Raw genomic sequence first — 15,272 nt, 5'->3', positions numbered from 1 at the left:
AAAAAGACATTTGGCTTCTTACAAATAGAATCGATTTTTTAGTGGTTCACTTTACTCCGGCTAAAGTGGTTCACTTTGATCCGGCCAGGGTGGCTCACTTTAACCCGGCCAGGGTGGTATACTATGACCGTTTTTTGCACTAAACTTGAAAAACGAAGTATTAACGGTAATGAACCAAAATGGTATCAGTACGGAAGAAGCCAAAGTTTAACCAAATTTCATAATACTGAGAAAATAGTATTTCCAGTATTGTCTCAAAAACCGAGCTACATAATTGATGACTCGAACTTCCAGTTTACTGGTGGTGGCAATGGTCCTTATTATTCCATAACTTCAAATTCAGATTATTCTATTTACTATTTGGCAGGTATTTTATCTCACCCTGTCTTGGAAGGAATGGTTAAATCCAGAGCAAGTGAGTTTAGAGGAGAATACTATTCTCACGGTAAACAATTTATAGAAAATCTTCCTATTAAAACAATTGACTTTGCTGATGCCGGAGAAAAAACAGCACACGATAAAATCGTTAGTACCGTAAAATCTATTATTAGAACTAAGCAGTGTTTGAAGTCAGAAAGTACTTACACTAAAAAAAGAATAATTCCAAGAAAAATTAACCGATTATATAACAATTTATTCAATCAGGTTGATGCCTTATATGGCTTCTCTCAGGAGGATAAAGATTGTATAACAGGCGACAATCTTTTTGTTGCACCAATAGAATCATAAATGGCAGAGAAAGAACAAAATATTGACTTTGATAAACTAAGAGGTGGTTACTATACACCTTCTCCAATTGCCAAGTTCATTTGTTCTTGGGCAATACAAAACGATAATGATTTAGTTTTGGAGCCAAGTTGTGGAGATGGTAATTTTATTGAAGCCGCTATAACAAGATTCAATGAACTTGGACTAAATGGAGCTGATTTGAATGGTAGAATTAAAGGAATAGAACTTATCCCAGAGGAGGCTAAAAAAGCGATAAGGAGAGCTTCCAATTTCGGATTGAATGGTGACACTATCGTTAACAATGACTTTTTTAGTTTTATATCTAAACAAGAGGGAATTACTTATAATTCTATTATTGGTAATCCACCATTTATAAGGTATCAAAATTTTCCGCCTAAGCATAGAGATGTTGCTATTCAGATGATGGAAGACTTAGGGCTAAAGCCGAACAAATTGACCAATATTTGGGTTCCCTTTTTAGTAATTTGTTCTTCACTACTTGCGGAAGATGGTCGTTTAGGTATGGTGATTCCCGCAGAATTATTTCAAGTTAAATATGCTGAACAGACAAGAGTATTTCTTTCTAACTTTTTTGAAAGGATTACCATAATAACATTTAGAAAGCTAGTATTTGATGGCATACAACAAGAAGTAGTTTTATTACTTTGTGAAAAATCCGTTCCAAATGCCCACGGAATAAGAGTATTACAGTTAAATGATTTAGAAGAGTTAAATAACATTGACTTTGACGAGGTTGCAGAAACTGAGGTTGTAGAAATACGAGATTCAGAGAAGTGGACAAAATATTTTTTAAATCCAAGAGAAATAAATTTACTTCGAGAAATAAAAGATAGTAATCGTGTTCCGTTGGCTAATGATATTTTAGATGCTGATGTGGGTATAGTAACGGGGCGTAATGAATTCTTTATGTTAAGGCGATCTCAGGTAAATGAATGGAAATTACAAGATGTTACAACGAAAGTAGTAAGCAAGTCAAATCAATTAGCTGGTATTATTTTTAATGATGTAGATTTTAACGAAAATGCTCAAAGGGATGTTCCAAATCAACTCTTTTTGCCTGAAAATATAGAATTTGATAATCTGGATAGGAATAGCAAGAATTATATAGAATATGGTGAAGAAAAAGAGTTTCACACTGGATATAAATGTAGGATTAGAAAGAGATGGTATATTACCCCTTCTTTATGGATCCCTCAAGGGTTTGCTCTAAGACAGGTTAATCGTTACCCTAAATTAGTACTAAATGAAGTCGAAGCATCTTCCACTGATACTATACATAGAGTAAGATTCATTTCAGAGAAATATAGCCCACAGAGCATTGTAGTTTGTTTTTTGAACTCGCTTACTTTTGCTTTTTCAGAGGTTACTGGTAGAAGTTACGGAGGAGGTGTAATGACTTTTGAACCTACAGAGATTGAAGAACTTTTAATCCCGGTGGTGGAAAATCACGGAATAGATTTAAACCAAATTGATGAGTTAATTCGTGAAGATAGAATTGAAGAGGTATTGGACATTGTGGATAGAGCAGTTCTTATAAATCATTATGGATTCACTTTAGAAAAGACTTTAGAGCTTAGAAATATTTGGAAAAAAATGTCCGATAGAAGAATAAATAGAGGAAAATCGGCTAAATCAAAAAAGCGACTTGTAGAAGTGTGATTTCTAAGAGGATCCAAATTTAAATTTAAGTATTTAGAAAGTATTTTGTTTCATAAATTAAAAAGTTTTAAACCACGTTTGGATATTTAAGAAATAAATCATTTCCTATAATTTCCCAAACTCTTGATCTAAAATCTCTCAAAGCGGTTTTTCTATTTAAAGATCGGTTTATTGTAGTACTTAAATAAAGTTTCTAAAAGCATTTTAAGTTAGACGGTAATCAGTATTGGGGATTTTCGGTTAGTTTTATGGTAAACATATTTTATGTGATTTTTATATGCAATCTAGAAAAACGAAATGAACGGTCAAATTATAAAGTCATATATTGGGGAATATAAAGAGAAGTTTGACCAAATTCACTCTCAAGAGATTTACAAATGGAAGGCTATTAAACATTTCCAAAATAATTGGGATACTGATAGTCCAGAATTTTTTGTAATGCTTTCAAATTCATTAGCCGAGGTTAAAAATTTAATGGATTGAGTTAGCTAATTTCCCAAGAGAATGTTGTTAAACAACACCGAAACAAACCCTGAAGAAATTCGATTATTGTTTATTAATTTATTTGATGAAGAGAAAGATCTAATTGAAAGAATTAAGACATTTCAGGAGGAAATGAAAAAGAATTACTAGAATTAATTTTCCTGAGAAACATAGTTATCAAGATCCAAGGGCAATAATTGTTTACTTGACGTTACGCTACCCTGAAAGATATTTCTTCTACAAATACCGGATGTTCAAAGATTTTGCTCAAAAAGTAGAACTTACATATAGTCCAATTGCAGGACGGTTTGAAAATTTAGGCCAATTTAACAACGCTTGTGAATTGATTAGATATCGAATAGAAAAAGATCAAGAACTCATAAATCTTCATCAAAATCGTCTAGATGAAGATTGTTATCGAGACAGGAATCTAAATGTTCTTACTCAAGATTTTATTTATGCAATTGTCAAACATCTCAACCAGCCAGTATTAGAACTTAGTAAAGATTTAAGTGAAACCCTTGTGGAAGAAGTTCATTGCTCAAATTTAAAAACTAAACCTAATACAATTGACTTTACTCCTTCAGTTATTAACCACTTACAAAATGATATTAGAAACAAACATATTGGAGATTTAGGAGAAAGATGGGTGATGAAGAAGGAAATTGAGTTCCTAATAAAAAATGGAAAATCAAAATTAGCAAGAAAGGTTAAACACATTGCAAAAGATCAAGGAGATGGTGCAGGATTCGATATTCTTTCATTCGACCTAAATGGTCACAAAAAATTTATCGAAGTTAAGACAACCAAGGGAAGTTTGAATTCAGCTATTTACATAACGAGAAATGAACTTGAAAGAAGCAAAATTGAGAAGGATAAATTTTTCTTATATCGAGTTTATGAATACAGTGAGAACTACGAAACTGCTAATCTTTTGAAAATTCAAGGAGATCTAACTTCAATTTGTGAAATTCCGGTGAATTATAAAGTGACATTAGAAAAATAAAAAGGCTGAATATTATTAAATCTATAAGCAATTGGTCTCAAGGGACGCTACCGTTCATAGCTGAACCGTTAGCAGTAATTCCCCACACAAGAAAAAAATGAAAAAAATAATGGGAATGGAGAAATTAAAAAAAATAACTAATTGATAGTCAGTAATTAAATTTGATGTTGGTCAGAATTGTAAAGGACGAAAATTTAACTAAATAATCATTATGAGTGAGAAAAAGTTATCGGAATTCACTAATCAGGGATTACTAAAAGAAGCAAAAAGCAATAAACCAAGCCCTATAATTAATGCTACTTTTATAGGTATCCTTATAGGAATAATCATTTATTCTATCGTTCAGAACACTTGGGGATTAGTAACACTTGTTCCACTATTTTTAATTTATCAACTTTTGAAGAAGTCAAAGAAGAATGATGAATTAGAAAAATTAATGAAAGAACGAAATTTGAATTTGTGATCAATTTTGAACAAAAGATTATCATCACAGCATTTAATTACAGCAATAAAATGTGTACTAATCTTTTCTGTTTCAATGAGCCCTTAAAAAAATCATTCACTTGATAATTTTCTCCAGGTCTCGATAAACCTGCTGCTGATGGAACAGTAAATCTTCTTGGGTAATGTTCGCCTTAGAAATGGGAATTTCCCTTTGAATATCTTGAAGTTTAAACCGTACCTTTTTATCCTTCCCGTCGGCGAATGCTACAAATTCCCCTTGTTGCAGCCGAAAAAAAGCATCAGCCCTTCGTTTGGAGATTTCTTTTTCCCCTTTGGTAATTCGGCTTTCGTAACTAAAACCACTACTTTTACTGACGCTTTTTGTCGGGGTTTTGATGATCTCAAAAAAGCGTTCATAATATTTAGCCGTATCGGGATCATTCACCTTTCCAAAAAACTGGTAGGACAGATTGCTCAAAATCGCCTTGCTCGCTTTATCCCCATATAGCAGATCGTTCTGAACCTTGTCCTGCATCACGTAAACGGTACTGATATCATAACTCCGAAGCGTAGCTGGGATCCGGTGCATATTGGGAAGTTTAAGGGTCGGCGCTTCTTCCAGGAGTAAAAAAGAAGCTTTACGCGCCCGGATACTCATCTGTTTGATAATGGTATGCATTATCATTGCAATCACGGGAGAATAAGCCCCATCGTATTTTGGATGGTTGACCAAAGCGATTACAGCCGGATGTTCCGGGTGGTTGATATCCAGTGGCACTTCATCTTTGGAGAGGACATAGAACAGTTTTTGTGAGCTGATCTTTTTAAAGGCATTGGCCAGGGTACTTTTCACCCCGGCGGTCTGTTTTTCCGATTCGATCCCATTGATAAAGGCACTGGCCATACTGCGCGCCGTAAGATCTGATTGTAAAAAGGCGACCAGTTTTTTAGTACTGACCACTTGAAACAGGGCAATAATGTGGGGCAGGGTGCAGCAATCAGGATAAGCGGTTCTCATCTTCCAGATCATCCCGCTCAATAATCCTTCCACGGCATCGGAGAAAAACTTGTTGCTGCCGGTATTTGCCGATAGGTTTTGTTCCAACAGGTTTTCCATCAATACCCGGGATACTTCATTCACACTTTCCTCATTGGGCAGGTATTTTGGGGCAATGGGATTGACCCGGTAATGGATACGGTCAAAAGCGATGGTATAGAATTTTAGGTTTTTATTTTTGAATAGGGGATAGGCCATTTCCGTCAGTTCAAAATCCTTATAATCGTGGATCACCCCACAAAAAGCATATTCACTAAAATGCTGCAAGAAGTTATAGATCACACTTTCGGTTTTTCCACTTCCTGCCGATCCGATGATTGAGGCACCCCGGCGGATATTATCCGCTTTAAAATTTCCGTTACTCAACTGAAAACGCACCTGGTATTTTTTATCCTTTGGTGCTTTGCGTTCCGCGAAAAACAGTCCGTATACCACCGTACCCAGGAACAAAGCCGGGACGATGATATAGAGGGTAATATGTTCCCATTGCCAGTTCATATCCCAATCGATCCTGATTCAATAGCCTTGCCCACTCCTTTTTTCAATTGATTTAGGGCTTTTACCGCCAGCTGAAATTTATTTGTAGGGATATTTAATACCGCCGTATTCACTCCTGATTGCTGTAATAATTTAAACGCCATTGCCTTTTCATTGGCCGGGAGCTTGGTGATCGTAGAAAAATACAATTTCGGATCTTTAAGAAACGTTTTTCGGGCGGTATAGCTTTCCACATAATTTCGTTTATAACGAAATAATTGATCGAAGGTTTTCTCTGAATTTTTGATAAAAGCATTGCGGTCAAAACCTCTTTTAACCATCTTGCCGTGCATTTGCACTTCCGAGGCTTTATGTTTGCTCCCCGGGGAAAGACTATACCGGTTGGAGACATCCTTTCGGCTCACGATGATATGGATATGGCTTTGCGGTCCCGGTTTGGCCATTCCCCGCACGATCCGTTTTCCGTTCAATTGATGGGGTGCTGCTGCTTCCAGCCGTTGGATTTCCTTTTGAAGTGTTTTAATATTCCCAACGCGCTCCCCCCGGTTGATACTTCGGATATCATTTTTCAACGTCAAAATCTTCGTTGCATAAGGCTGATTTTCGCGCACCTGTTTATCAGTCCCTTTAAAGGTGCGCTGGCGTTCTACCTTGGCGTAATATTTAATATCCGTAATGGCCACCGGGCGACCATCAATTTCCCGGTGAAAAGCCCTGGCGTATTCCTTCATCGCTTCCCGGGTATAGCGTTTTAGAGCTTCTGGGGAATCCTGAATGCTTTTAAGTTCCCGGCCGCTTGGATTTAAGGTAATCGAATAGAACTTGGGCTCTTTGTTCTTAAGTTTGGCCGTATTGCCATCGATTTCCCGGATGACTTCTTCGGCAGTTATTTCATCGTGCTGCTGATCGAAAAAATGTTCCAGTTCGGGAAGCGGTTTGCCTTCATTTTCCTTTTCCAGGTAATCCACAAAATCGGCAGCACTTTGCGCATAATTACCCTGCACTTTCTGAGCGGTGATGGTGATGTACATTTTCGAGTTCTTTTTGAAGTTCTTCTAATTCTTCTGTATTCATATTCAGCTTGTAATATCCCTTCCCAAAAGTTCCTTTCACATAGGTTAAATGTTCCAGTAGGTTTTTCGTGTTATTTCGGTAGGTGCTCAGTTCTTGCTGCATCTGGTCATAGCGTTTTTTGTAATGTTCCAGTTCGGTATCCCTCGAAAAAGGTTCCGGCGTTCCAAAATCAAACTGTTCCGCTTCTTTTTCTTCCTCGTCTACCTTGTTTATTTCCTGAAATAAGGTGTCCAGCATCGCCTTAGTGGGCAGGGTCTGTTGCTTTTCAATATTCCGCACAATAGCTATTAAAGCATTGATCCTTTTTTTGGTCGCATCCGTTTTTACGCCAAGGTTATCATTAGGCGAAATACCGTTATGCTCGAAGAAGTTCAACATTGCCTCGAGGGTTTCCGAATGCGACTTGGAAATGTCCTTGGAAAATGCCCTAAAACGCTCGGCAATATCTTTTTTGATATTGATCCCTGAAAAGCCGTATGTTGAAAATTTCTTCATTTTTGCTGCAAAAAAGTGCCTGTTTACAATGGGTTCCAGACGTTTTGCTGCAAAGTCCTGAAAATCAGTATAAATAAAATATATTTAAACAACTGATTATTAGTTGTTTGCATAGAAATTGGCAACCGAGACACCGCTATGCGTGTCACCCTCTTGCTCTTCCAATTTCCGTCCCGCAGGGACCCAAATTTCCAGACATTCCCACCAATCCCGATAGCTATCGGGAGAATGCCTTTATTAGTTTATGGATTGGTCATTTAAGGAAAGTCAAATCAAAAAAAGTAATGACCAAAGTGTTATTAATCAATAATCTAAAGATACGATTTAAAAGAAATAGGCAAAAGAAAAAGCCCTCATTTAATAAGGGCTTGTTTGGTGTTTTTTAGTGTTTACATATTGAATACAAAATCATAATTGTATAGATTTCGTATGGCTTCCTCTTCCAACAAGGTATCGTAATTGATGTAGTGTTGTTGGGCATAGTTCTTTAATTGGTTTCCGAAACGATTTTCAACTTCTTTTTTAGACATCAAAAGCAAACGTTCCTGTGTTTCCTTATCTAGGTTGGTATAATTCAAATAGACCATCATCGAAATTTTAAATTATAACAATCCATTATCGGCGAAACTATAATAGTCCCCATTAGGAACGATAATGATATGATCCAAGACTTTAACATCAAAAAGCTGTGCCGCCTCTTTAATTTTACTGGTCAATCGCTTGTCCGCTTCACTAGGTTCAAGTTTATAGCTTGGATGGTTATGGGCAAGCAGGATTCCTACGGATAAGGTTTTTAATACAATCGCAAAAAGGATGCGAATATCAACTAAAGTACCTGTAATACCTCCAACGGATAAGGGGTAAACCCCTTTTACTTTATTGGAATTATTCAATAACAGGATTTTAAAGCTTTCCTGTAAACCTATGGTACCCTTATCCCAATTATTATAAAGTAGTTTCGCTGCGTGCCTAGAACTTTTAATCGGGTCAGATTTTAGTGTTGCCACTTTCTCCCGGTAACTTATCTTTATTTCATTAACTTTGTCTTTCATTGTTAGCTTATTTAATGGGTTAATAATTAAAAGAGGGTGCGACTTTCGACGGTTTACACCCTCTTTGTTTTTAAAAATTAAGCGTTACCACCTAATAGTAGGATTTCAGAAGCTAGCACTTCGGTAACATATCGTTTTACCCCTTCCTTATCCTCATAGGAGCGAGAAGTTAATTTTCCTTCTACGGCAATTTCTTTGCCTTTGCTTACATAATTTTCAATGATTTCAGCAGTCTTGCCCCAAGCCACCACGGTATGCCAGGAAGTCGCCTGTACTTTTTCGCCTTTATTGTTTTTGTAGTTCTCATTGGTCGCCAATGATAAACGGGCTACTTTTTTGCCATTGTCAAGGTTGGTGGTGCTAGGTTCTTGACCTACGTTTCCGATTAACTGTACTTTGTTTCTTAGATTACTCATAATTAAAAGTTTTAGAGGTCTGCCTTTAAAGACAGACGGTTACACATTGATTAAAAAAATTGATTTACTTATTATATCCGGTAGCGTTTTTCCTTTTTTGATTTTTTTAGTTTCCCTTCCGGATCGATATGTTATTGATGATTTCATATTAAACTGTTTTGATTTACTTCCCATAGAGCCGTATAGCTGTTATCTTTTTTTGATGCTTACACGATTTCAATATTTTGGATTGATAAGGACTTATAAAAGCGAGTAGGGGAGCGGCTTATGCAGTGCGGTTCAACTCCAAAATGTTGGTGTTTTGCGACCAAAAAAAGAATAACTGTACGGCGTGGTAGGGAATCAAAAACCTAAAATGAAGAATCGGTAAGCTTCAGGAAGGGAAACTAAATGCAAGAATGGAAATCCAAAGAATGGGTTTTGATGAAAAGTAGGCACTGAATTAGCAGAAGTTTTCTATGGATATACTGAAGTACTAAAATATTCTCTTTTGTCCATTACATCGTGTTCAATATTTCTATTTAATTAATCATCTATAGTGATATATGCTGTATCAAATTTTATGATTTTTTATAATCATAGAGAGATAATATTTTTCTAGTTTTGGAAAATATCCTTTTATTAGGAATTATTCCTATATTTAAATTATGAGCAATTCTATTATTCATTTAGACCTTGACACCTTTTTTGTATCTGTAGAACGACTACTGGATACTAGGTTAGCTAATAGACCATTATTAGTAGGAGGATTGGGTGATAGAGGTGTAGTAGCAGCTTGTAGTTACGAAACCCGTAAGTTTGGTGTCCATAGTGGAATGTCAATGAAAGTGGCCCGTAAACTTTGCCCGGAAGCTATTGTCATTAAAGGAAATGCATCTACCTACACTAAATATTCAGATTTGGTTACGGAAATTATAAAATCTGAGGTTCCTGTATTTGAAAAAGCGAGTGTGGATGAATTTTATGCAGATCTTAGTGGTATGGATCGCTTTTTTGGGATTTCCAAATTTGCAGGTGAACTTCGTAGCAAGATTATGGAGGAGAGTGGCTTACCAATTTCCTTTGGACTATCGCAAAACAAAATAGTTTCAAAGATAGCTACCGGGGAGGCCAAGCCCAACAATCAAAAAATTATAAGTATAGGGACAGAACGTTCTTTTTTGGCGCCCTTGTCGGTCAGAAAGATCCCTATGGTTGGCAAAAAATCCTATCAAAAATTATTGCACCTCGGTATTCGGTATATTCATACCGTACAGGAAATGCCTATAGAAATGTTGGAGTCTGTATTGGGAAAGAATGGTAAGCAATTATGGCGTAGGGCACACGGAATAGATCATCAGCCTATTATTCCTTTTCACGAGCGAAAATCCATTTCTATGGAGCGTACTTTTAATAAGGACACTATTGATGTGACCCGGATTCGTGCGACAATACAAGCGATGGTGGAAAGTTTGGCTTATCAACTTCGTACGGCTAATAAGCTCTCCTCTGTCATCACTATTAAGATCCGCTATTCAGATTATCAGACCTATTCCAAACAATCAAAAATTCCCTATACCAGTGCTGACCACGTTTTAACCCCAAAAGCTTTAGACCTGTTTCAGCAGTTATATAGCCGTAGGCTATTAATTCGCCTAATCGGCGTGCGTTTTTCCGGTATTGTAGGGGGAAACTATCAGATCAATCTTTTTGACGATTCTGAAAAGATGCTTAGCCTTTACCAATCCCTGGATAACATTAAAAATCGTTTTGGCGAAAGAAGTGTTCTTCGAGCTTCCACTATGGGCACACGAACTATTGGCGGAATGCAAAACCCATTCAATGGTGAACCTCCTATAGTTTTGGCTCATAGAAAACAATAATTATGTATTTAAATTGCCATACCTGGTTTTCACTACGCTATGGAACTTTTTCCGAAGAAGCGCTTTGTCGTTTAGCGAAGCAGCTTGGCGTTACAAGCCTGGCCATTACCGATATAAACAACACTTCAGCCTGCCTTAATTTTTTGAAAATAGCACCGGCATATGGAATCAGACCTTTGTTGGGAATTGATTTTAGGAATGACCATCAAACGCTATATGTTGGGATCGCAAAAAATAACGAAGGCTACCGGGAACTTAATGAATATCTCTCGTACCATTTAGAGCATAAAAAAGATTTTCCGTCAAGGGCTCCTTATTTAAAAGGCTGTTATTTTATTTATCCCTTGAAACAGGCACTACTACTATTTGAAAATAGCTTGCTACAAAACTATGAGAAAATAGGTGTGGGGGTCATCACCTTTAACCGATTCAGATTTTCAAAGTTCAATGCTCCACTGTACCGGGAACAACTGGTTTTTTTTCAAGCTGTAAGTTTCCGGGATAAAAAAGATTGGAATGCGCACCGATTGTTGCGTGCTATAGATCATAATACTCTTTTAAGTAAACTTGAATCCTGCCAACAAGGGGATGAGAACGACCGAATGTTGCCTATGGAAAAGGTTAGAGAGCTTTTTGAGGATTTTGTCTATATCCTGGATAATACAAAGAACCTTATTGAAGCTTGTGAAGTCTCCTTTTCTTTTGGAAAAGGCCTTAATCAAAATTTAAGAACGTATGGCAAAAGCCAAGCCGGTGATGAAAAGTTACTTCGAAGGTTATGCAAACAGCGGTTGCCAAAGCGCTATCCGGGGAAATCAAAGCAAGTGGAGGATCGCTTGGAAAAGGAGCTAAACGCCATTATTAAGCTTGGTTTTGTATCTTATTTTTTAATCAATCTTGATATTGTAGAATATGCAAGAAAAAAAGGATATCCTTTTATTGGGAGGGGGAGCGGTGCAAACTCTATAGTAGCCTATATTTTGGGGATTACCAATGTAGACCCTATCGAATTGGATTTATATTTTGAGCGTTTCATCAATCCTAATAGAAGTAGCCCTCCAGATTTTGATATTGATTTTTCCTGGAAAGACCGGGAAGATGTAACCCGGTATATTTTCGAGCACTATCAGCACACAGCTCTAATGGGAACCTATGTCCGTTTTAAAGAACGTGCAGTAGCCCGTGAACTGGGCAAGGTCTTTGGACTTCCAAAAGAGAATATAGATAAGCTCTCGTCCGGCAACTATCATCCTGACCAATTAGATCAACTGGAACGTCTAGTAGTCAAGTATAGCCATTATATTCACGGGTTTCCAAATTATGTGAGTGTTCATTCAGGAGGGATATTGATACTGGAAGTCCCGGTGGCCACTTTCACAGCAACTTTCCTTCCGCCCAAAGGGTTTCGTACGGTACAGATCGATATGAATATTGCTGAAGAGGTAGGCATCCATAAATTTGATATCCTTGCCCAACGCGGGCTTTCCAAAATTACGGATGCCATTGAATTAATTCGTGAAAATCAGCCCGGCGCCAAACTTTTAGATATTGAAGATGTGCAGGCCTTTAAGAATGACGCGAATATCAATGCCCTATTAAAAGTAGGGGATTGTATGGGAGTCTTTTATGTGGAATCACCGGCGATGAGGGGACTACTTACCAAACTTCAGACAGACAACTATTTAAACCTTGTGGCGGCAAGTTCTATCATACGCCCTGGGGTTTCCAGTGCAGGGATGAAAGAGGAATTTATTAAGCGGCACCGATTTCCTGAGAAAAGAAAAGAAGCGCACCCAATATTATATGATATAATGCCGGATACCTATGGAGTAATGGTCTATCAGGAAGATGTGATGAAGGTAGCTCATCATTTTGCAGGATTGGATTTAGATGATGCAGATGTGCTTCGACGCGGAATGAGTGGAAAGAAAACTTCAAAGGGTCAAATGGAAAAGATCGCTGAAAAGTTCCGTTCAAACTGTAGGGAAAGGGGATATCCTGAAAAACTCACCGAAGAAATCTGGACGCAGATATCTTCGTTTGCGGGATACGCTTTTCCCAAAGGACATTCAGCGTCTTATGCTGTAGAGAGCTACCAAAGTCTTTATCTTAAATGTTATTTTCCATTAGAGTTTATGGTTGCGGCAATCAACAATGGAGGTGGGTTTTATAATATCGAAGTATACCTACAAGAGATACGCAATAAAGGGGGGAGGGTACACGCTCCCTGTATTAATCGTAGTGACCATCCTACGGTAATTCGCGGAAGCGATATCTTTTTAGGCTTTGGCTATTTAAAAGAGCTGGAAAAGAAAACGGTACAAGCAATACTTGAAGCGCGTCAGTTTTACGGAATTTTTAAATCCCTGGCTGATTTCTTGGAGAGGATTAACATCAGCACCGAACAACTTGCTATACTGATTAAGATCGATGCTTTTCGATTTACAGGTAAAAATAGATATGAACTTTTGTGGGAGGCCTATTTTACATCAAGCAAAAAAAAAATGATCCCTGATCAGGAGCGTTTGTTTAAAGATCCGGTCAAGACCTTTCAACTACCCAAGTTTGAGGAAGGAGACTTGATCCGTACTTATGATCAATTGGAACTTTTAGGTTTTTCGCTAGATCACCCTTTTAAGTTTCTAAAGAATAAAATAACCAGCAAGCTTGCGATCTGCCATATACGCGATAAGCTTAGAGATTCGAGAAATCTTTGTGGTCAAAAAATAACCATATATGGATCTCTTATTACCATAAAAAGGACAAAGACCAGTGATGGAAAGTATATGTATTTCGGAACCTTTTATGATTACAAATTTTCTGTTTTTGATACCGTACATTTTCCAGAAACCGCTAGAAAATATCCTATTTATGGAAAAGGGATTTACCGTTGCCAGGGAACACTTCAAAATGAACTGGGATACCTTTCGATAACTATACTATCAATAGAAAAGATGGAAATTATGACCGATCCCCGATTTATTAGTAATTATTAGAAGAGTAAATAATCGATATTCTTAAGATAGAATTTCCAGAATAGCTTAAAATTTCATCTCAATTGCCATCAAATGAGATTATTCTAAACCACTTTTTTTAATTTATTTGAAATACGCAAAATTCTGTACCTATTCTGTACCCATTGTAAAAAGAAAAAGCTTCACATCTCTGTGAAGCCTTGATTTTCCTAGTAGCGAGACCGAGATTTGAACTCGGGACCTCCGGGTTATAAATTCCTACCACCAAAAGAAAAAATAAAAATTAGTATATTTATAAAAATTTAAACCTGACGAAAACAAATTTTCAAAACGGTTCACAATTCGGTTAACAATTGCAAGGTTAACATTGATAAAGTCAATAAATACAAGGTTTTTCGGATGGGTTCGAATCCTGTCGCGATCACTTGATGGGACAAATTCAAAAACGATGAATTTGTCCCATTTTTATTTCCATTTAAGTCTTTGTCAATCAATGAGATATACTTGATTGCTTCATTCACCCGGGTGGTTCGATATTCAAAACCGTCAAAAGTCAGATTTTCAGGAAAGACCGAACCAATGATCTTTCTTGTTTGTGTAATCGTCCCGGTTTCATACAAATAACCCAACTGTGAAAGATTGCTGATTGCCTTGTCCCACAGGGGTTCCACGTTTTGTGTGTCGGTAATCGTACTTGTCAGTTTAGCTTCCAGCCTGTTTATTTTTTTATCGGCATCCGCTTTCATCACTCGGTAATCATCTGCTTCAATATCACCGCATAAAAGCAGTTCCCTCGCTTTACTCAGTTTATTGTTTTCGTCCTGTAAACGGATTTTGAGTTGTTGTATATTTCCAATCCTCTCCCTGGTTTTTGCTTTATATACCGAAGTAATGACTTCTTTAAATAGATTGAGCTTAGGGATGGAATATACATATTTCCCAATTTCAGAAACCATCGTATCGTTCATATACTCCGCTTTTTGTCTGAATTTACAGCCACCGGAACAATGGTAATAGTAATAATATTGGGAACGTCCTTTGGATTTGCTACCCGTTAGCATACGCCCGCAGTCTGGACAAACGACAAAACCGCGTAAGGGATAGCGGTCATCTACTTTTATTTTAGTCCGCATTACTTTTTTACGACCGTCGAGCACATCCTGAACATCATAGAACAAAGCTTCAGATATCAAGGGTTCGTGTTGCCCCATCACCAGTTGACTTTCTTCATCTTTGTATTTAGGAATAAATATTTTACCGCAATACATAGGATTACGGATAGCTGTCCAGAAATTATTTTTACTGCATTTAAGCCCTTTTTCTCTAGCTGTTTTCCATATTTGTTCGGTGCTAAAAGTGTTTTTTGCCAATTCTTTGAATACCCATTTCATTATGTCACTCTGGACTTTCCTTGGCGCAATATATTTTCTACCACTCTCATCAATTTTGTTTTTATAACCGATTGGAGCAAGGCCCATCCAGCGTCCTTCTTTTTTAGCCC

Annotated in this window: 13 protein-coding genes; 6 read left to right on the top strand and 7 right to left on the bottom strand. The window is 37.1% G+C overall.

Annotation, left to right across the window (positions count from 1 at the left end; genetic code table 11):
- Positions 1 to 123 precede the first annotated feature (123 nt).
- The 4 genes from AC13DP_RS19455 to AC13DP_RS19440 all read left to right on the top strand — a co-directional run bounded on the left by AC13DP_RS19455 (position 124) and on the right by AC13DP_RS19440 (position 4,361).
- Positions 124 to 729, top strand: a complete 606-nt coding sequence (locus AC13DP_RS19455; protein ID WP_483068320.1) for a hypothetical protein — start codon at positions 124 to 126, stop codon at positions 727 to 729.
- Positions 730 to 2,409, top strand: coding sequence for an Eco57I restriction-modification methylase domain-containing protein (locus AC13DP_RS19450; RefSeq protein WP_483068319.1), 1,680 nt, complete (start codon positions 730 to 732; stop codon positions 2,407 to 2,409).
- Positions 2,410 to 3,142: 733 nt separating this feature from the next.
- Positions 3,143 to 3,898 (top strand): protein NO VEIN domain-containing protein, encoded by a 756-nt coding sequence (locus tag AC13DP_RS19445; RefSeq protein WP_483068318.1) that lies wholly within the window; start codon positions 3,143 to 3,145, stop codon positions 3,896 to 3,898.
- A gap of 211 nt (positions 3,899 to 4,109) precedes the next feature.
- A complete protein-coding gene (locus tag AC13DP_RS19440; protein WP_483068317.1) occupies positions 4,110 to 4,361 on the top strand; it encodes an FUSC family protein in 252 nt (83 codons plus the stop codon).
- A 96-nt stretch (positions 4,362 to 4,457) separates the two neighbouring features.
- Here AC13DP_RS19440 and AC13DP_RS19435 read toward each other — a convergent pair whose 3' ends face one another.
- The 6 genes from AC13DP_RS19435 to AC13DP_RS19410 all read right to left on the bottom strand — a co-directional run bounded on the left by AC13DP_RS19435 (position 4,458) and on the right by AC13DP_RS19410 (position 8,934).
- A complete protein-coding gene (locus AC13DP_RS19435; RefSeq protein ID WP_483068316.1) occupies positions 4,458 to 5,897 on the bottom strand; it encodes a type IV secretory system conjugative DNA transfer family protein in 1,440 nt (479 codons plus the stop codon).
- A complete protein-coding gene (gene mobB, locus AC13DP_RS19430; protein WP_483068315.1) occupies positions 5,894 to 6,928 on the bottom strand; it encodes a MobB family relaxase in 1,035 nt (344 codons plus the stop codon). Before mobB ends, AC13DP_RS19435 begins: the two co-directional genes overlap by 4 nt.
- The gene (locus AC13DP_RS19425) at positions 6,891 to 7,466 is read right to left on the bottom strand and encodes a BfmA/BtgA family mobilization protein (protein WP_483068314.1); all 576 of its coding nucleotides are present in this window, start codon (positions 7,464 to 7,466) and stop codon (positions 6,891 to 6,893) included. The genes mobB and AC13DP_RS19425 overlap by 38 nt, the downstream gene beginning before the upstream one ends.
- A 389-nt stretch (positions 7,467 to 7,855) precedes the next feature.
- Positions 7,856 to 8,053 carry a hypothetical protein gene (locus tag AC13DP_RS19420; protein ID WP_483068321.1) on the bottom strand — a complete coding sequence of 66 codons (198 nt, stop codon included), beginning with the start codon at positions 8,051 to 8,053 and terminating at the stop codon, positions 7,856 to 7,858.
- Positions 8,054 to 8,068: 15 nt separating this feature from the next.
- The gene (locus AC13DP_RS19415) at positions 8,069 to 8,518 is read right to left on the bottom strand and encodes a JAB domain-containing protein (RefSeq protein WP_483068313.1); all 450 of its coding nucleotides are present in this window, start codon (positions 8,516 to 8,518) and stop codon (positions 8,069 to 8,071) included.
- Positions 8,519 to 8,595: 77 nt separating this feature from the next.
- The gene (locus tag AC13DP_RS19410; protein WP_290236978.1) at positions 8,596 to 8,934 is read right to left on the bottom strand and encodes a single-stranded DNA-binding protein; all 339 of its coding nucleotides are present in this window, start codon (positions 8,932 to 8,934) and stop codon (positions 8,596 to 8,598) included.
- A gap of 647 nt (positions 8,935 to 9,581) precedes the next feature.
- Here AC13DP_RS19410 and dinB point away from each other — a divergent pair.
- Together dinB and AC13DP_RS19400 are read left to right on the top strand one after the other, a co-directional pair.
- Positions 9,582 to 10,796 carry a DNA polymerase IV gene (gene dinB, locus AC13DP_RS19405; RefSeq protein WP_483068312.1) on the top strand — a complete coding sequence of 405 codons (1,215 nt, stop codon included), beginning with the start codon at positions 9,582 to 9,584 and terminating at the stop codon, positions 10,794 to 10,796.
- 2 nt (positions 10,797 to 10,798) lie between these two features.
- Positions 10,799 to 13,792 (top strand): DNA polymerase III subunit alpha, encoded by a 2,994-nt coding sequence (locus AC13DP_RS19400; protein ID WP_483068311.1) that lies wholly within the window; start codon positions 10,799 to 10,801, stop codon positions 13,790 to 13,792.
- A 314-nt stretch (positions 13,793 to 14,106) separates the two neighbouring features.
- Here the strand turns inward: AC13DP_RS19400 and AC13DP_RS19395 are convergent.
- The coding region (locus AC13DP_RS19395; RefSeq protein WP_483068310.1) for a recombinase family protein at positions 14,107 to 15,272 on the bottom strand (1,166 nt) is incomplete at its 5' end.

The sequence above is a fragment of the Zunongwangia sp. L-65 genome (assembly GCF_056859415.1).
The sequence above is the reverse complement of the archived record's forward strand: the minus strand, read 5'-3'. Positions and strand labels throughout refer to the sequence as shown.